This is a genomic window from Bacillus sp. TE8-1 (assembly GCF_008368855.1).
Taxonomy (GTDB): Bacteria; Bacillota; Bacilli; order Bacillales; family Bacillaceae_G; genus Bacillus_A; species Bacillus_A cereus.
In genome coordinates this window covers 1-18,161 of the sequence record NZ_QPET01000022.1, presented here as the reverse complement: position 1 = coordinate 18,161, position 18,161 = coordinate 1, and the positions used below count along the sequence as shown (strand labels likewise).

The following is an 18,161-nucleotide window of genomic DNA, read 5'->3' as shown; positions in this document are numbered from 1 at the left end:
TTTCTTTTTTACTCTTTAACACCTACATCTTGCAAAACTTCAATATCCTCTTTCATTTCATAATAATAAGAAGGCAATTCTATACCATGTTCTAAGAAATAATCCTCAATGAATGAAATAATGATTTTTAACGTTTTCACACGGGCATACAATTTATCGTTACTTTCAATAATATGCCACTTCGCATTTGGCTTACTTGTTTTTTCAAACATGTCTTCCATTGCTTCAACATATTCATCCCATTTTTCACGATTACGCCAATCTTCGTCTGTAATTTTCCACCTTTTTAAAGGATTTTTCTCTCTATCTTTAAATCTCTTTAACTGTTCCTCTTTACTTATATGGTAGAAGAACTTCCCTATTATGTAATGGTCATCTGTTAGTAGTTTTTCAAAATCATTAATCTCATCATATGCTCTCATCCACTCTTCCTTTGTAGCAAATCCTTCAACACGCTCAACTAACACACGACCGTACCATGAGCGATCAAAAATGGTGATTTGCCCGTACTGTGGAATTTTGCGCCAGAAACGTTGCAAATAATGGTAACGTTTTTCATGAGGTGCAGGCGCTCCAATTGGATTTACTTGGAACCCACGCGGGTCAAGATGTTCCGTCACCCGCTTAATTGCCCCACCTTTACCAGCCGCATCCCATCCTTCCATAACAAGCATAACCGCGATTTTTTCTTCTTTCAAAATTTGCTGTAATGCTAATAAGCGCCTTTGATATTTTTCGAGTTTCTTGTTGTACTTAGATTTTGATTCAATTTTTTTCGTTAAGTCTACTTTAGCAAGATGTCCATTTTCCATAAAACAAATCCCCCTTGTTGTATGACAATGTTATTTTAACATATTTTTGGGAATTTTTTCATATCCTAAAAAGCTGTGTAGAAACATCTCTACACAGCTTCCTTCTCTAATTTCACATATATAAGCACATTTAACTACATTAAAATAAATAATTTATACGGAACTCTTAGGAAATTCTTTTTATTAAAACGTAAAAATAGCCCTTTTAAAAAGAGCGGCAATCTAAGTATAGAAAGAAAAAATAAATTTATTCTTTCTTACTACATACGTAATGATGCCAGCTATAAGAGTAGTGAATAAGATATTAATTCACTACTCACAATACCCATTTTACATTATATGGTATATTTACTCGTAAAAAGAAGATAATAACAAGTAAATCCATTAAAGAATGGGAGCTCTAAAAAATGAAACGAAAAATATTAACTCTCTTTACGCTTATATGTTTAGCACTACCAATGCAAGCTAATGCTTACACATTTCAGTCACTGCCGATTGCGTCAAAGTCTAAACAATGGTATGTCGAAATTGATAAATCTCATAACTCAAACAAGCAAGCAATTCAGCCAAAACAAGGTGTATTTGATACGTATAGTTTACTCGTAAAAAACATCGGTCATGATGTATCAAATGTATCTGTGGAAATACTTGATAACAACCCTACCTCTAAAGCTACCTTTAAACCTACTACACCTAATGAAAATATTTCTAAAAGTCATACAAGCTTTGACTACATGGTATTCCCATTAGACTTTAATAGTCATAATTTTAAAGTTGTGATCACTTGGGAAGAAAAGAATTTCTCTTATAACGGCCATCCGGTAAATGAAGGTAAGAAAATGAAACAAACATTTGTATTTAATGAAGAATAAGTCCTAATTTCTTTAGGGCTTATTCTTCATTTTTGAAACCTGCTTGTATCGCTTCCGTCACTTCTTTTGTGATTTCTAATTTTGTTGCTTCCATACTAATCTTTTTGTGCCAAATATGTATGGACGGTTTTTCATTACAAAGATGTTTTATTAATACTAATTGATTATATGCTAAGTTATTTTCTATTTGGGTAGCGATATAGACTGTAAAATTTTTCGCTTCAAAGACCTTTTCTTCCAAAATATATTTACTCTCTAATTGCCTTGTTACTATATCTTTCAAGTTTTCTATAGTCATGCATATCGCCCTCTTTTCCCATATAATCAATTAAATCGACGAATACTCGGTACAGACAATGCGATTCCAATTGTTAAAATTACTAAACTAGCTAGTGTTATAATAGTTATCTCGCCACCTATGACAGTAGCTAACCAGCCTACAACTACGTATCCTACTGGCAATAAAGCAAAAGAACCCAACATATCAAGGCTTGCCACTCTTCCGAATGCTTCTTCTGGTACAAGCTCCTGTAAACTCGTTTCCCAAATGAGTCCAAATATCATCATGCCAAATCCTTCAATTGCCATTAAGAATATTAAAGCGGGTGCCCAAGAAATGAATGGCATAATTAATAAAGCAATGCCACTCATTAAAACACCTCCATAAGCCAGTAATCCTCTCTTATGCCACAGCTCTTTCCCACCAAATATTAATGCGGCAATTACAGCCCCACCACCAGAAAAGGCCATGCCAAGCCCATACACGTAAGCTTCAAAATGATGATGAACATTAAATAACCATGGAATTAATACGACGATAATGCCGGCATAACAAATATTTATAAAAGAAAAAACTAAAATTGTAATCCACAGCCACGGATGACTTTTTAAAACTAAAACACCTTCCATAAACTCTTGTTTGTAATTAAGCTTACTCTTTTCAATGGGTTTTACTTTTTTAAACTTAATTTCTTTTAAAAATAATAAACATAAAAATGATAATAAGTACGTTGCTGCATCTAGTCCGAAGCCTATCCCTGCAGATGCAACCGATACGATTAATCCACCAAGTGCTGGCCCAATTAATCGTATACCTTGATTACTCATTTGAGTGAGTGCGTTAGCTGCATTACGAATTTCAGGGACGAATACTTTCGCCCTTACAGCAGAATATGCTGGTTGGAATATCCCTTCCATAAGTCCGTATATGGCAACGAGAATATATAAAATCGTAATTGTTAATAAATCCATAAATATAAGCGATGCAAGTAATAGCATTAATATACAGCGGATTATATCCGTAAATAACATTAACCTAACCCGATCAATTCGGTCTACAATTAAACCCGCAAACGGTAAAGCAAGAATATTAGGTAGCATGTACATTGCCATCGTCATCCCCATTACAACTGTTGAACCAGTTAATGAATACACAACAACTGGAAGTATGACCATAGTTATCGAACTACCTAAGGCCGAGAGTAATTGTCCAATCCATAAAAACTTAAAGTGCGTTGATACTTTAACTGGTAATAATAATTTTCCAATATAACCTAAACTTTTCTCCTTTTGTATTTCCCCTTGCATGTCTCTCCCCTCTTTTCAAATGACTATAGAATACATAATATATGACTGAAAATTTATAATATTACACTTCTAATTATATAAGAAACAATTATGTTATGGTAAAATTATCAAAAAAATATAAAGGAGAATGCATCATTATGCCTCCAAATTCACATAACATCGAACACCAGATCTATACAATGTGTATGATCCAACGTAACAATGAAGTTTTACTCATAAAACGCCCCAACCATCGAGGTTTCCCTGGCTACATCGCTCCTGGCGGCAAAATAGATTTCCCCGAAAGTATCGTTCAAGCCGCTATAAGGGAAGTAAAAGAAGAAACCGGATTACTTGTTTCGGATTTAATTTTTAAGGGATTAGATGAATATATAAATCTGAAAGGGAATGTTCGGTACATGGTATTCAACTACTGGACAGACTCATTTGAAGGTGAATTTCTTTTGAACCCTCCTGAGGGCGAATTATTATGGATACCAATTGATACAGCACTAAAGCTTCCGATGCAAGATTGGTTTAAAGAAAGATTCCCATTATTTTTTGAAACAGGCACTTTTGAAATTCAACGTGTTTGGGATAATGAGCTAAATAAACAAATTTCTATGACAATTACCCATACATAAAAAAGCTTGGAAACCCATCCAAGCCTTTCTTACTTCTGTGCAAATTTTTCAATCTTATAATGAATATGTAAAAATTCAAGTCCAAATAGCCACATGCTATGATGAGCTGTTAACATTTTATCCTTACCCTCTGTAATGATGAAAGTCTCTGCTAACGGTAAACGGATTGTTAAGAACCGAGTATGTAAATAAATCCCCTCATCTCCCTGGCCATTTTCTCTTAACTTACTAGTAATGATTAAATCATGATTATCATTACATAGCCTCAAAATACCAGTCATATTCGAATAAGGTAAAGGTAAGGCGATATTCATATATGTCTCATTCTTATTTGTATGCTTTGAATAAAGAGCTACAAAAATAGATTCACCTGCTTCATTTTTCCTTATCCAAGCCCTTACATTCTCTCTTCCGTCTTTCTCATCTATTACACTAATGATAGAGCCATGCATCGTTTCCCAATTGCCGCCCATACCTAAATGTATTTGTTCTACACGCTTACTCATTTTCTCATAGCAAAGTGCGAACGGACGGAACCAACGAGTCCATTTAATATTCGATTGCAATTCATACTCTGCTGTATTTTCATAAAAATGAATCATACTTAAAGGAACCTTCGTCACATCAAATGCCTCACTATGAAAGTCATTTACTTTATCGACTAAACCGTTGTATTCCTTACTGTCTACTAAATTGTTGCTATATAAATAAGCCTCACCAATTGCCACATTTCCTCTTAACTTACTCATTGGTTTCCCATAGTATTTATAATTCGGAACACTCTTTTCAATCACCCAGCCGATAAATGCCGGTAAAGCTACTCCAATTCCATTGACAACACCATGAATCCAAACCATTTGAGCAATTGTAATCGTCATTACATGCTTCAAATTTCCGTATGAATATATAAGTGAGAACATAATTGTAACCATGAGTGTACTAGACGAAACGATTAGAAGAATCTTTGCACTGATAGCATTAAATTTTGCTCTCCAAACGTAAAATCCATACCCATAAATTGCACATAAATATAGGAACACTGCAAAAAATTCAAATATTCTTGAGTATGTAATTCCTATTGCAACTGTCATAGGTGAAATCATGATGATAAACATAATAGCATCATACACTTTACTTCTCTTTTCTCTTTTTCTCCCTATTAAACCAGCTGATAATGGCAATAGAAACGCCGAATAATGAAAATGTGCAGCTGTGAGTAAAACAATGTCAGAGCTAAAATGCATAATTGAAAGTTTTGCTACTGAAGCAAAAAACCAAAAACCACCTAAAAACAAATAAATAAACGCACTATCTATGACGGTCTCCTCTAACAGCTTCCATCCTCTTTCTAGCAATCTACTTACACCAAATAACGCAACAATTCCTGTATATACAAACCAAACTAGCGCAAATACATATTGATTTGTGACGAAAGCTAGCATTGCACAAATTGCTGCGATTGGATATAAAAATGCTACGGATTTATAAAATAATAATTGCGATCCATCTCTTTTTCTTTTATCAATAATACAAAGTGACATTGGTATAAATAATAAAACAGATAATAATATAATTGCTTCAACAGGATTTATATTTGACCACTCACATATTAGAAAAATAACATAACAAGCAAGCCCAAATATTATATTTTTCATATCGTTTATTCCCTTTCCACAAATGTTCCCTTATATGAAAAAAGCGAACCAATTAACGGGTTTCGTACTTGTACATGAATTCGAAAACACTGAAGTGTTTCATCATAACTTTCAACAATTTTTGCCTCACCATACAAAAATTTTGGTAACGGCATTTTTCTTCCAAACATATAAAACCATTGTTTCTTTGAAGAAATATGCATTGCCCCTAACTCATCGATATGAAAATGCAGTGTAGAAACGAGTAAATGTGGTTCGCCAAAATAATCTACAATTTCATTTTCGTTTCCATCCAATTGCATAACTGCATTAAAATATCTTTTCTTATTTCACCTATTGATTCCCCTTCTCCAGCTATTTCAAACCCAAATCCAATCTTTGTTTTATACAAAAACTTCTGTGGTTCTCCTTCTTTTTTCTCTAAATACGAAATTTCAGTAAAGCGAGCATCCCACTCTGTATGTATATGTGGTTCTTGCGTATATTCCCATAATTTTTCCATCGTCGTGTTCATTTTTGTCGCAACATAAATAGGCTGTTTCCTTTTCATTCTCCCCACCTCCTATGCACTATAAGTTTAATGTACATGCAATGAATTTATTTTGCTACATTTTTCACAAACTTCCTCAGAAAAAAGAAAGAATTTTTAAAATATATATAAAACACTTGATTCCCCGAAAAATTTAAATTATTATAAAACAAATGTTACCAACAACTTCATAAATCAAACACTCTCGCCTAAAACGTGAGATAGAGGTTGCGATACTTATGAGTATTCTAATGGAGACACAGAGATGTCTATGAAGTTAGATAAAAGGAAGTATTGCCGAAATTGATAAATTTCTCTGCATTTATCAATTGGGGCTGTTTTCGAATAGAAACAGAACTGTCATATGTACAAACGTGTACGTATGAAGAGCTATCTACAAAAAAGAGATATCATTTTTTATGATATTCCTTTTTTGGCGGTTTTTTTATTAGCTCCGTTTTCTGTTTCCCTTTTCCTGTAACAGCACCATCCTCACTTATTTGAGATGGTGTTTTTTGTTTGTCTTTCTGGTAACTACAGGAGTATTGGGATTTATATATTTCCTAATCTATTCTTAAAAATAGACGAAAGAAGGAATCTGTAATGGAAACAATTGTTCAAAAATTCGGTGGCACTTCTGTCGGAAGCGTCGAACGCATTCAACATGTAGCAAATTTAATTATTGAAGAATATGAACGAGGTCATAGCATTGTCTCTGTCGTTTCAGCAATGGGAAAAAGCACAGATGAACTTGTCGCACTCGCTAACGCTATCACAGAAAATCCAAGTAAACGTGAAATGGATATGCTTCTATCTACAGGAGAACAAGTAACTATTTCATTATTAACAATGGCACTGCAAGCAAAAGGCTATCATGCAATTTCATTAACAGGGTGGCAAGCAGGTATTACGACAGAATCTGTACATAGTAGTGCACGGATTACTGACATTCATACAGATCGTATTCAATCTTATCTTGCTGAAGGTACGATTGTTATTGTAGCTGGTTTCCAAGGAGTCAGTGAAGATTTTGAAATTACAACGCTTGGACGAGGCGGTTCTGATACAACTGCTGTCGCATTAGCCGCTGCACTTAAAGCAAAAAAATGTGATATTTATACGGATGTTACAGGCGTATATACGACGGACCCACGAGTTATAAAAGATGCTTACAAATTAGACGAAATTTCTTATGACGAAATGTTAGAGCTTGCTAATCTCGGTGCTGGCGTATTACACCCGCGCGCCGTTGAGTTTGCTAAAAATCATAACGTAGTTTTAGAAGTTCGCTCAAGTATGGAACAAGAAAACGGAACAATTGTAAAAGGAGAATGTAACATGGAACAACAATCAATCGTTAAAGGTATTGCATTTGAGGATAATATTACACGTGTCACAATTAAAGGACTAGAACAAGGCTCGCTTTCAACAGTTTTCTCTACATTAGCAGCAGCACACATTAATGTAGATATCATCATTCAAAGTATTACAAATGAAGGAACTGTACATCTCTCCTTCTCCATTCACTCGAATGATTTAAGAGAAACTTTAGAAGTTTTGGAACAAAATCAAGAAACTCTTCACTATGAATCTGTAGAACATGAAAATCACTTAGCAAAAGTATCAATCGTAGGATCTGGCATGGTATCTAACCCAGGTGTCGCTGCAAATATGTTCACTACTTTAAAAGAAGAAGATATTCATATTAAAATGGTAAGTACATCAGAAATTAAAGTGTCTGTCGTTATTGACCGTCTTCATTTAGTAACAGGCGTTGAGGCGCTGCATCAATCATTTATGGCGAAAATTGAGCCTTTCGTGCAAATGAGCTAATTTGATATGTTTAGTAACGCTTATAAAAAAAACATATTAATCTACTTCCTTCCTATTAAATAAAAAGCTATTCGTTAACAAGATGCTATATGATATATTAAAAAACACCTTGTCACATTTTCCTATACTGTGACAAGGTGTTTTTGACTGAAAGGAATTTGTAACTACTTAGTAGTATAATTATGAGGATAATTAAATAATAAACTTTTATACATAAGGAGATAAGACTATGGCAAAAAACAAATTACTACGAATGGACAATGTCAGCATCGTTGTAGAATCCCTTGATAACGCAATCTCTTTCTTTGAGGAGATTGGCTTGAATCTCGAAGGTCGAGCAAATGTCGAAGGTGAATGGGCTGGTCGCGTAACTGGACTCGGTTCTCAGTGCGTAGAAATCGCTATGATGGTCACTCCAGATGGCCACAGCCGAATTGAACTTTCGCGATTTCTCACCCCTCCTACTATAGCAGATCACCGAAAAGCTCCTGTAAACGCCCTCGGTTATCTACGCGTCATGTTCACTGTCGAGGATATTGACGAAATGGTATCGAGACTCACTAAGCATGGTGCAGAGCTCGTTGGCGAAGTAGTTCAGTACGAGAACTCGTATCGTCTCTGCTACATTCGTGGAGTCGAAGGAATTTTAATCGGTTTAGCAGAAGAACTCGGTAATAAATAAGTAATGTTTTATAAAAAAGAGGGAATAGCTCTATATTTAAGCTATTCCCTTACTTCTATTAAAACAGATGAATGTTTTCTTTCTTGCAAGCTTCACGTAAATCGTCAGGCCATACAGAAGATTGAACTTCACCGATATGTGCTTTACGTAAGAAGTACATGCACATTCTTGATTGTCCAATGCCACCGCCGATTGTTAATGGTAGTACGTCTTCTAGTATACCTTTATGGAAATCATACTCACGTTTGAAGTCTTCACCAGTTTTCGTTAACTGCTCATCAAGTGATTTACTATCAACACGAATTCCCATTGATGATAACTCAAATGAAGATTGTAGTACTGGGTGCCAGAATAAAATGTCACCGTTTAATTTCCAATCGTCATAATCAGCTGCGCGTCCGTCATGCTTTTCACCTGAACGAAGTGCATCACCAATTCCGATAATGAAGACTGCACCGTGTTCTTTTGCAATTGCATGTTCACGATCTTTCGGTGTTAATTCTGGATATTTATCTTCTAATTCTTGAGAAGTAACGAAAACAATTTCTTCCGGTAAATACTTTCCAAGGAACGGATATTTTTCAAATAAGTGATCTTCTAAATCTTTGAATATTCCATAAATTGTTTGTACTGTTTTTTGTAAGTATTCAACAGTACGCCATTCTTTTTGAACGATTTTTTCCCAATCCCATTGGTCAACATAAATGGAATGCGTTGCATCAAGTTCTTCATCACGACGAATCGCGTTCATGTTTGTATATAAACCTTCACCAGCTTCATATCCGTATTCATGTAATGCAAATCGTTTCCATTTCGCTAGTGAATGAACAATTTCTAATTCTTCTCCTGAATGTAACATATCAAATTCAATTGGACGTTCTACACCGTTTAGGTGATCGTTTAATCCTGATTTTTTCGTTACGAATAATGGTGCAGATACGCGGAATAGTTCAAGGCGTTTTGCTAATTGGTCCTCGAAAAATGTTTTAACTTCCTTAATTGCAATTTGAGTCTCTCTTACTGTCATTAATGATTGATACATGGTGGTTTCCTCCTAAAATGTTTGGATGTTGTGAAAAGAAGCCAACAAAAAAAGCCCTTCTTTCCCAAAAAACTGGGACGAAAGGCTTTGGTTCCGCGGTACCACCCAAATTAGCAACAGAGGTTGCTCACTTATACAATACGGAGATGAAATATCTCGATACTGTTCTTCTTGTAACGGCGAAGTTCCCGGCTAAGTCTACTTTCCTATAAAGGATTTCGGTTAGCAACTCCAGGAGGTTCTTCATAATAGGCTTCGTATCAGGCTCACACCACCCCTGACTCGCTTAAACTACGTCCTACTACTACTCGTCCTTTCATAGTCGTTTTGTTGTCACATCTCTGAAACATTTTATTAATGATTATTCTATACAAAAAATAAAGAAAGTCAACAAAAAGTTTTAAAATATTTTTCAATTCTTTATTTTACGGCTTTATTGATTGTTGTTAATTTAACATCTTTACTTTTTCTGCCTCGTCAATCCAAAAAATGTTTCACTGACCGAAACTAACGTATACAAAACAATTAATGTGATCGTTCGGAATATAGAATCTGCAGTATTTCTTATTATTTTCATTTTCTTTATAATTCCTTTCAGTTTACTTGCAAATTCATGTTATACTATAGCATTCAAGCAGTTTATTTTTACTTAAAGCAATCATAGTCATTTATAAAGAGTATTTTCTAAATCATTGACTATTATCAAATAAGATTTTTATATAACGGAGTGATCATATGAGTAAAACGAAAGCAAAACCGAAAAAAGGTGTAGGACAAGGTACAGGAAGTAAAGGATGGAACCGTTGGCAATCAAGTGCAAAGAAAAAGGCAGCTGCCAAACCATACAAAAGTAAAGGTACAAAGAAGTAATTTAAATAACATTTGATTTCTTTACTTTGTACAAAACAAAATATAATTATTACAACAAAAAAGCTATGCCCTCATAAATTTGAAGGCATAGCTTTTTTATATTAAATCATTAAAATATCTCGAATTTCTTCCTCTGTGATTGAGGACAATTTCTCTTCTCCCGGCTCAATCACTTCAGCGATTAAATTTTTCTTACTTTCTTGCAGTTCATGCATTTTCTCCTCAATTGTACCGTGGGCTACTAGCTTTATAACTTGCACTGTATTTTTTTGTCCCATTCGATACGCCCTATCGGCCGCTTGTTGTTCAACAGCTGGATTCCACCATAAATCATATAATATTACTGTATCTGCACCAGTTAAATTAAGTCCGGTACCACCAGCTTTTAAAGAAATGAGAAATAGATCTCCTTCTCCTTCGTTAAACCGATCGCACAGCTCTACACGATCCTGCGCTGGTGTACTCCCGTCTAAATAAAAGTATGGAATTGCTTGTCGATTTAACTCACGACCAATAATGGAAAGCATCTTCGTAAATTGAGAAAAAATTAATATTCTCTTCCCTGTACTTCTACATTCCTCTAAAATCTCTAACAGTTGTTCAAATTTAGCTGAACTTCCTTTGTAATCATCAACAAATAAAGCGGGATGACAACAAATTTGTCGCAATCTCGTTAAACCAGCTAAAATTCTAATTTTATTTTTACGTAACGTGTCTTTGTCTAAATGCTTTAACGTTTCTTCCCTTAACTTCGCTAAATAAGCAGCATAGAGACTCTTTTGATCGGGTAATAACTCCGATGATTGTAAGTGCTCTATTTTCTCTGGCAACTCATTTAATACGTCCCCTTTTAATCGTCTTAATACGAATGGTTTCACTCGCTTCGCTATATCTTCACGCCTTAAATCACCGAACTCTTTTCTTCCTGGTAATAATTCCGGGAAGACGACATGGAAGATAGACCATAGCTCTTCTAATGAATTTTCTACAGGTGTACCAGTTAGTCCGAAACGGTATTCAGCTTGAATTGTTTTCACAGCTCTTGCCGTTTGCGTTGTAGGGTTTTTAAACGCCTGTGCTTCATCAAGAAATAGTGTATGAAATGGTCTTGCATATAATCTTATATCTCTTCTCAGTAATGGATATGACGTGATTACGACATCAAATTCCGTTATATCTTTCAAAATTTCCCGGCGCTCTGCTTGGTTTCCATCTGCAATAACTGCTCTAATATGCGGGGCGAATTTTTTCAATTCACTAAACCAATTATAAACAAGAGATGATGGTGAAACGACTAATATAGGCAGTTTCTTTTCTCGAATCTCAGGCAAAACAGAATCTATAAAAGCAATGCTTTGCAACGTTTTTCCAAGTCCCATATCATCTGCTAAAATACCGCCAAAACGGTAATGAGCAAGTGTTTTCATCCATTCGAACCCATATACTTGATACTTTCTCATTTCTGCATTTAAAGTATTTGGCACAGCAAACTTTAATTTTTTCGGGTTTTGAATGTTTTCTACTAACTCTTGAACAGAATCATCCAAACTTAAAACATTGCCTTCATGAAGTCCGTTCATCCATTTTACACTTCGAATAAGCGGAACATTTACCTCTTCTCCATGTAAAAATTCTTTCCGAATACCTGATTCTTTTATAAACTGATTAATTTCATTAAACTCTTTACTCTCTAGCGATAAAAACGAACCATTCGCCAATCGATAATATTTACGTTTCTCTTCAAGGGCCGCTAATACACCTTTAATTTCTGCTTCTGGTATTCCTTTTATATCAAAACGAAATGACAACCAATCAATTCTTTCTTTTCTTCTCACTCTAATAAGAGGAACTGCATCCCCTTTACTAATTCGCAATTTGATTGCTGTTGTCGCATAAATATCAACTAAACCTTTTAATGTTGGCACGACGTGATATAAAAAGTTATACTCAGCTTCTTCATTATGCATAAAGTAACCGCCTTCTGTTTTTGCAAAAGCACTTTCACTCATAATGTCTAAAATCTCTTTTTCTTTTTTCTCATCACGATTAAAAACAGACGGCTGTCCATCCTCTTCTAGCGGATTAATCATGACGTTCCCATAGTGAAATTCAAGACCTGCTAATAAGCGATTTTTCACGCGGTCTAAATACAATTTCGCTTTTAGCGAAGGTGTTTCAACACGATCCGATATTACTTCATCAATGTGTACAGTTCCGAGCTTCATTAATCCTGGTACAACTTTCGCGACGAAATGTTCCATCTTACTTTCTGGAATATAAAACTGATTACTATTTGAGCGACTCATCATCTTTTGTAATTCAATAAGTCGCATACAATCTTCAATGTGTAAGTGATATAATTTCCCATCGTAAAGTGCATTGTTATACATATCCATAACTTGTACACGATTTAAACCATCTATATGAAGTGTAAATCCGCCATTATTTCCCTTCGTAAATTCAAAGTGTAACGGCAACAAACCTTTTGAAACTTGTAATCCCTGAAACAGTTGTTCATTTTGTTTCAGCTGTACATATTCAGCTTTAGAAAGTGAAAAGAGCATATCTTTCCATGAAGCTGGTGGTATAAATATCATACTTTCATCTTGTTTCGCATGTACTTCTAGCGTATCTTCATACATTTTTTCGTTATGATACATTTTAATGAGCTGCTGAATAATTGCATCCGTTTCTTGTTTAAAACTATGTACATCTGGTGTATATGTAAATTCATTTGAACAATGAAAAGACTCTCTTTTCTCCACCTTAGAAAGAAATTCTCTAATATGATTTATGAAATACACTTTGGCAAGTTTCAATTGAATCCCAAGAAGAGCCCCACCACTTCTCGTAGCAACTGGTGTACATATAAACTCAATATCTAATATTTCACGTGTATCAAAACGGTGTTGTTTACTTTTTGGCCTCAGTGGTTTGTCTGCAAACAGCTGAAACATACCACTTGTCAATTGATCATTTCTGCTACTAGTGGAGCTCATTCCACCTGTTTGTTGATTATAGTTTATTTGTATTAATACTGCTGCAACATGTTGACAGTACGTTTGAAAAGACGCTAATGAAGGACAACTACATTTTGCAACAACATCACCCTTTTTGGCTTTTGCTACTGTAACATGGAAATCCTCGTTCCCTTTTACTGTCGCCTCACAAATTTCTTTATTTTCATCGTAATGATCTATTATCACTTTATTTGATTTATAATAGGCTTCACCTCTTTTATATGAGGTCTCTCCGCACACTTCTTTAATAATCAATTTATTCAATGTGAAACTCATCGCTTTGACACTTCCTTAATATAAAACCAGTTTCTCTTACTTAACATTTTACATGCTCCACGAGAAAATATAAAATGTTGATTTAACAAAAGAAGATGCTTATTTATAAGCATCTTCTTCACTCTATCTCCATCAACCTCTTCGCCTCAAAATACAACACTTGAATAAACTTCTTCGTATTAATTCGCGTATGACCAGAAGATGCGAGTTCATCTTTCGTCATTTCTGTCATCCGTTTTCTAACTACGGTAAAATCGAAAAATTTTGGAGCATAGCTTTCAAATTTTGGATTTGAAAAGTCTGTTAATCCTAAAGAAGCCAAATGATTTAACGACTGATAAATAGCTCGACGTACTCTTTGTTCAGACGCTTTTTTCTCTTTATCAATATCCGCCTCTAAAGCTAGATCCCCTAATTTCCTTATCGTAATATGATGAAAAATTTCTTTTAACGCAGGAAAGCCAAACTCAAATGTCTGTGCCTTTTCTTGACCATATAAATATTCCAGCATACTAAGTAAATCTTTACTTCCATTCTCTCCGGCAATACCGAGTTCTGATAGTAAAAAGCGCCCTAAATCCCCTATCTTTTTTCCTTCTTGCACTGGTTCAGTACGCAATTGCGGCTTTTCCCACTGAAACACGTTATTCAATGATTTTTGAATATCATGTATAGAACGCTCCAATCTAATACGCTCCATCACTTTGCGTACAACAGATACAACTTCGATTTTGTTTAATGGTTTTGTAATATAATATTCTACACCAAGTGTATATGCCTCACCTATAAGCTGCTTCGATTCCACTTGAGAAATCATAATGATTTTCCCCGTGAAAGTTGACGCAATGTGACGAACTGTTTCAATTCCGTCCCTCATCGGCATCAACAAATCAATAAATAAAATATCTACTTTTTTAAAATTTAGTTGATCCGCTTCAATAAAAGCTCCGTCATCCGCCTCACCAATTACTTCTCCAAGATCTCCATCTTCAATAATTTGCGAAAGCATCGAACGGAAAACTTCATCATCGTCTACGATATAATAAAACAAATCTATTCCCCTTCCTGCTTTAAACTATCCTCTGGTAAACAAACGATAAACTTACATCCTCTTTTATTTTCTCGGTCTTCTAATTTCACTTCTCCGCCTAGCTCTGTTACCATTTCATTTATGTAAGAAAGCCCAATACCAGTTGACGGTGTTCCCGTTTGATCATACTTGGAAGTAAATCCTGGCTTAAATACTAATTTCTTATACTTTTGTGTAATACCAGGCCCATCGTCAATTACTTCAAAAAATATATGCTGATTTCTTTTATATAGCTTAATAATAACGAAACCTTTATCTTCAATTGCTTCAACTGCATTTGCAACTAAGTTATTAAAAATTGATAGCACTGTATACACGTGGTATGCAGCATGCTCACCTTCTATATGTTTAGAAAAACGTATATCCTTTTCTAGCATTTCAGCATACTTCTCGTTTATTCTAACAATCATCTCTGCTAACTCATGTCCTTCTACATATTCAGCCACATTTTTATCTAATAACAGTTTAGATAATCCTGCAAATATCCTTTGATTATCCTTTTTTATTTCATGCACTTCCCCCGCTATTTTCAATGCTGTTTTACTACTTGAATCAGCGCTTACTTGTAAATTTCGATATAGTTGATATGCTTCTTGTGTAATTAACTCCGCATTTTGTAACGTCTTTTTCAAATGAACAGATTCCACATATAAATTAGAAAGATGCATTAACATATTTTCATTTTCTTTTCGAACTTGCGATTCTTTTAATTTCGTTTCATATAAATTCATCATATTTAAAAAACCAAGTGCAAAGAAACTACGAAAAATAGCAATAATAATAAGTTTATTCACTTCAGAAATCGTTATTGTTGTACCTAGTACTAACATGTGATAAAACGCAAGTTCTGACATACTTGCAACAATTTCAATTGAAATTCCAAGGCATCCAATAATGATTGGTTTCTGATGGAACTTATTTACCCTACAAAGCGAAAAAAAACTGCCATAAATAAAATAATAGAAGAACACAGGATAACGCAAATAAAATGATTCTGTCATATGAAATGAACCTTGCATGATCCAGTCAAGACATACTCGGAATAAGACTACAGATATACCAACAAGAATACCTGCAACTCCTGCTGGTACTCTTCTTAAAAATAATAATAAAAAGAAGAATAGCGGTGTACCGAAGCTAACTCGAAACGTATCATTAAAGGGATGAAAGTTCAGCTCCCCAGCAATCGGAACAACGACCATTAATATAATTAAAAGGGACATATCTTTCTTCCATAATTGATTCCAATTCAAAGGTGACACTTCCTATACTTTTTTTCAGTAGTAAAAGTGAAAGCCCGCTTATTGTTATAAACGGGCTTTTTTTCTATATTCTAACCTTTTCTACCGCTTTTATTTGGCGATACTCTGGCTTCCACATTGCTTCTTGCACTGCCATCTTGATATCGTTATCACTTAAGTTCACTCTTGCAACACCTTCTGCAACTGCAACTTTCGCTACTTCAATTGCAACCATTTCTGAGATATTACGTAATTCTTCGACCTCTGGTAAAATAGGTGCTCCTGGCTGACTTGTATCTACCATACTTGCAACTGCTTCAGCAGCCGCTGCGAACATTCCATCCGTCATGACGCTTGCTCGTACTACAATTGTTCCAAGACCAAGCCCTGGGAAAATAAGTGCATTATTTGATTGTCCAATCACATACGTTACACCGTTATATGTAACTGGTTCAAATGGACTTCCTGTTGCAACTAACGCTCTTCCTTCTGTCCACTCGATTAAATCTGCTGGTTTTGCTTCAGCAAGTGGCGTTGGATTCGACATTGGTAAAATGATTGGTCTTTCTACGTGAGAAGCCATTTCTTTAATAATCTCTTCTTTAAATGCACCTGCAACAGTAGATGTACCAATTAAAATTGTCGGTTTTACATGTTTCACAACTTCAGCAAGTCCGATCACATCATTTTCTTTCCACTCACTTACTTCTGCTTCTTTTCTTGCGTATGGAATTTGGAAATCAAGAAGATCTTCCATATTATCTGTAACTAACCCGTTACGATCAATACACCAGAAACGCTTATATGATTCTTCTTCAGATACGCCTACGCGGACCATCGCATCTCTAACTTGATCTGCGATACCGATTCCAGCCGTACCAGCACCAAATACAACAACGCGGTGTTCACTTAGCGGTACACCAGAAGCTTTCACTGCCGATAATACTGCCGCAAGTGAAACTGCACCTGTACCTTGAATATCATCATTAAATGTACAAACATCATGACGATATTTATCTAAAATTTTTCGTGCGTTACGAGAGCTAAAGTCTTCCCAATGTAAAAGTGCTTTCGGGAATTGTTTGTTTACCGCTTGTACAAACGTATCAATAAATTCATCGTAAGCTTCACCTGTTATACGAGGGTGACGATTTCCAATATAAAATGGATTGTTTAATAGCTCCTCACGGTTTGTACCTACATCTAAAATTACCGGTAATACACGACTAGGATCGATTCCAACTGCAGCAGTGTAAACAGCTAATTTTCCGATTGCGATGTTAATACCACCAACGCCCCAGTCACCAATTCCTAATATGCCTTCTCCATCTGTTACAACGACTAAATCAATGTTCTCAGCTGTTGCACCGATATTCGTGAATGCTTCTTCGATACCTGATGGATCGTTAATTGATAAATAAACACCACGTGGTTTACGATATTCATGACTATATCTTTGAATTGCTACACCGACAGTTGGTGTATATACAATCGGTAACATTTCACGTAAATGATCTGTTAATATACGATAAAATAATACTTCATTTCGATCATGTAACGCAGTTAAGTATACATTCTTTAATAAATCATCCGGCTGAGAACTAAATTGTTCGTATGCTCGGCGTGCCTGTTCTTCTAACGTTAAAACCGCTGGCGGTAATAACCCTTTTAAACCTAACTCTTCTCTTTCATTTTGTGTGAAAGCTACCCCTTTATTTAAAAGTGGTGTTGATAATACTTCTGCTCCTCTTAATGTTGTTTCTAATGCACCATTAGAAGCTACTGTAAACTTGCTCATAACATCCCTACCTCTATTCATATATAGCATTTCTATATTGTAAACAAAAAAGAGGGGATTGTCCCCCTCTTCTTTTAATTTTTCTTTAAAAGAGTTGCTCCTGCAATCCCTGGGTGTGTCATCTCGAATGGATCTAGAATTAACTCTAAGTCTTCTTGTGACAATACACCATTTTTCACACAAAGTTCTCGAACGGATTGGCCTGTTGCAATTGCTTCTTTCGCAACGCGA

14 protein-coding genes, 3 pseudogenes, 1 riboswitch and 1 other annotated feature are annotated in these 18,161 nt (G+C 35.1%); of the genes and pseudogenes, 5 read left to right on the top strand and 12 right to left on the bottom strand.

From position 1 onward, the window contains the following. Positions 1 to 8: 8 nt before the first annotated feature. Positions 9 to 812 (bottom strand): polyphosphate kinase 2 family protein, encoded by an 804-nt coding sequence (locus DN404_RS20830; protein ID WP_000427319.1) that lies wholly within the window; start codon positions 810 to 812, stop codon positions 9 to 11. 407 nt (positions 813 to 1,219) lie between these two features. Here DN404_RS20830 and DN404_RS20825 point away from each other — a divergent pair, with 407 nt between their 5' ends. Next, a complete protein-coding gene (locus DN404_RS20825) occupies positions 1,220 to 1,684 on the top strand; it encodes a hypothetical protein (protein WP_049107139.1) in 465 nt (154 codons plus the stop codon). Between the two features lie 19 nt (positions 1,685 to 1,703). Here DN404_RS20825 and DN404_RS20820 read toward each other — a convergent pair whose 3' ends face one another. Both DN404_RS20820 and DN404_RS20815 read right to left on the bottom strand, forming a co-directional pair. After that, positions 1,704 to 1,982, bottom strand: coding sequence for a hypothetical protein (locus DN404_RS20820; protein WP_098273002.1), 279 nt, complete (start codon positions 1,980 to 1,982; stop codon positions 1,704 to 1,706). 26 nt (positions 1,983 to 2,008) lie between these two features. Beyond that, positions 2,009 to 3,271, bottom strand: a complete 1,263-nt coding sequence (locus DN404_RS20815) for an MFS transporter (protein ID WP_098273001.1) — start codon at positions 3,269 to 3,271, stop codon at positions 2,009 to 2,011. 137 nt (positions 3,272 to 3,408) lie between these two features. Between DN404_RS20815 and DN404_RS20810 the strand changes: the two genes are divergently transcribed. Then, positions 3,409 to 3,894 (top strand): 8-oxo-dGTP diphosphatase, encoded by a 486-nt coding sequence (locus DN404_RS20810; protein ID WP_149215404.1) that lies wholly within the window; start codon positions 3,409 to 3,411, stop codon positions 3,892 to 3,894. Positions 3,895 to 3,923: 29 nt separating this feature from the next. On the opposite strand, the gene DN404_RS20805 is transcribed toward DN404_RS20810, so the two are convergent. From DN404_RS20805 to DN404_RS20795, 3 genes and pseudogenes are all read right to left on the bottom strand, one after another. Continuing rightward, on the bottom strand, positions 3,924 to 5,549 hold the full coding sequence (locus DN404_RS20805) for a YndJ family protein (RefSeq protein ID WP_149215403.1): 1,626 nt from the start codon (positions 5,547 to 5,549) through the stop codon (positions 3,924 to 3,926). Between the two features lie 5 nt (positions 5,550 to 5,554). Then, positions 5,555 to 5,878, bottom strand: a pseudogene (locus tag DN404_RS20800) (DUF4166 domain-containing protein); the annotation flags it as partial. Further along, positions 5,821 to 6,099, bottom strand: a pseudogene (locus DN404_RS20795) (hypothetical protein); the annotation flags it as partial. The pseudogenes DN404_RS20800 and DN404_RS20795, both read right to left, overlap by 58 nt. Before the next feature lie 193 nt (positions 6,100 to 6,292). Further along, a riboswitch (Lysine riboswitch) is annotated at positions 6,293 to 6,479 on the top strand. Positions 6,480 to 6,681: 202 nt separating this feature from the next. On the opposite strand from DN404_RS20795, the gene DN404_RS20785 reads away from it, so the two are divergent. Next, complete coding sequence (locus DN404_RS20785) at positions 6,682 to 7,911, top strand: aspartate kinase (RefSeq protein WP_149215401.1); 1,230 nt, start codon at positions 6,682 to 6,684, stop codon at positions 7,909 to 7,911. Positions 7,912 to 8,140: 229 nt separating this feature from the next. Next, on the top strand, positions 8,141 to 8,593 hold the full coding sequence (locus tag DN404_RS20780) for a VOC family protein (RefSeq protein ID WP_139849647.1): 453 nt from the start codon (positions 8,141 to 8,143) through the stop codon (positions 8,591 to 8,593). 58 nt (positions 8,594 to 8,651) lie between these two features. On the opposite strand, the gene asnA is transcribed toward DN404_RS20780, so the two are convergent. Then, positions 8,652 to 9,635, bottom strand: a complete 984-nt coding sequence (gene asnA / locus DN404_RS20775) for an aspartate--ammonia ligase (protein WP_000284917.1) — start codon at positions 9,633 to 9,635, stop codon at positions 8,652 to 8,654. A 70-nt stretch (positions 9,636 to 9,705) separates the two neighbouring features. Further along, positions 9,706 to 9,964: a binding site (T-box leader), on the bottom strand. 406 nt (positions 9,965 to 10,370) lie between these two features. Between asnA and DN404_RS20770 the strand changes: the two genes are divergently transcribed. Beyond that, positions 10,371 to 10,505: a DUF3934 domain-containing protein gene (locus tag DN404_RS20770; protein ID WP_000047588.1), complete on the top strand. Its 135-nt coding sequence runs from the start codon at positions 10,371 to 10,373 to the stop codon at positions 10,503 to 10,505. Between the two features lie 101 nt (positions 10,506 to 10,606). Here DN404_RS20770 and DN404_RS20765 read toward each other — a convergent pair whose 3' ends face one another. The 5 genes and pseudogenes from DN404_RS20765 to DN404_RS20745 form a co-directional block, all read right to left on the bottom strand. Continuing rightward, a complete protein-coding gene (locus DN404_RS20765) occupies positions 10,607 to 13,801 on the bottom strand; it encodes a DEAD/DEAH box helicase (protein WP_149215400.1) in 3,195 nt (1,064 codons plus the stop codon). Between the two features lie 118 nt (positions 13,802 to 13,919). Next, positions 13,920 to 14,852 carry a response regulator gene (locus DN404_RS20760; RefSeq protein ID WP_000500302.1) on the bottom strand — a complete coding sequence of 311 codons (933 nt, stop codon included), beginning with the start codon at positions 14,850 to 14,852 and terminating at the stop codon, positions 13,920 to 13,922. A 2-nt stretch (positions 14,853 to 14,854) separates the two neighbouring features. Beyond that, on the bottom strand, positions 14,855 to 16,153 hold the full coding sequence (locus tag DN404_RS20755) for a sensor histidine kinase (protein WP_002023846.1): 1,299 nt from the start codon (positions 16,151 to 16,153) through the stop codon (positions 14,855 to 14,857). A gap of 64 nt (positions 16,154 to 16,217) precedes the next feature. After that, complete coding sequence (malS, locus tag DN404_RS20750; protein ID WP_002023847.1) at positions 16,218 to 17,930, bottom strand: oxaloacetate-decarboxylating malate dehydrogenase; 1,713 nt, start codon at positions 17,928 to 17,930, stop codon at positions 16,218 to 16,220. Between the two features lie 74 nt (positions 17,931 to 18,004). Further along, positions 18,005 to 18,161 (bottom strand): annotated as a pseudogene (locus DN404_RS20745) (aspartate ammonia-lyase); the annotation flags it as partial.

Bases quoted from the DNA above. Each gene is read 5' to 3' on its own strand.
- DN404_RS20820 (WP_098273002.1), bottom strand. From the start codon at position 1,982: ATGACTATAGAAAACTTGAAAGATATAGTAACAAGGCAATTAGAGAGT.
- DN404_RS20815 (WP_098273001.1), bottom strand. From the start codon at position 3,271: ATGCAAGGGGAAATACAAAAGGAGAAAAGTTTAGGTTATATTGGAAAA.
- asnA (WP_000284917.1), bottom strand. From the start codon at position 9,635: ATGTATCAATCATTAATGACAGTAAGAGAGACTCAAATTGCAATTAAG.
- DN404_RS20765 (WP_149215400.1), bottom strand. From the start codon at position 13,801: ATGAGTTTCACATTGAATAAATTGATTATTAAAGAAGTGTGCGGAGAG.
- DN404_RS20810 (WP_149215404.1), top strand. From the start codon at position 3,409: ATGCCTCCAAATTCACATAACATCGAACACCAGATCTATACAATGTGT.
- DN404_RS20805 (WP_149215403.1), bottom strand. From the start codon at position 5,549: ATGAAAAATATAATATTTGGGCTTGCTTGTTATGTTATTTTTCTAATA.
- DN404_RS20770 (WP_000047588.1), top strand. From the start codon at position 10,371: ATGAGTAAAACGAAAGCAAAACCGAAAAAAGGTGTAGGACAAGGTACA.
- malS (WP_002023847.1), bottom strand. From the start codon at position 17,930: ATGAGCAAGTTTACAGTAGCTTCTAATGGTGCATTAGAAACAACATTA.
- DN404_RS20830 (WP_000427319.1), bottom strand. From the start codon at position 812: ATGGAAAATGGACATCTTGCTAAAGTAGACTTAACGAAAAAAATTGAA.
- DN404_RS20785 (WP_149215401.1), top strand. From the start codon at position 6,682: ATGGAAACAATTGTTCAAAAATTCGGTGGCACTTCTGTCGGAAGCGTC.
- DN404_RS20825 (WP_049107139.1), top strand. From the start codon at position 1,220: ATGAAACGAAAAATATTAACTCTCTTTACGCTTATATGTTTAGCACTA.
- DN404_RS20780 (WP_139849647.1), top strand. From the start codon at position 8,141: ATGGCAAAAAACAAATTACTACGAATGGACAATGTCAGCATCGTTGTA.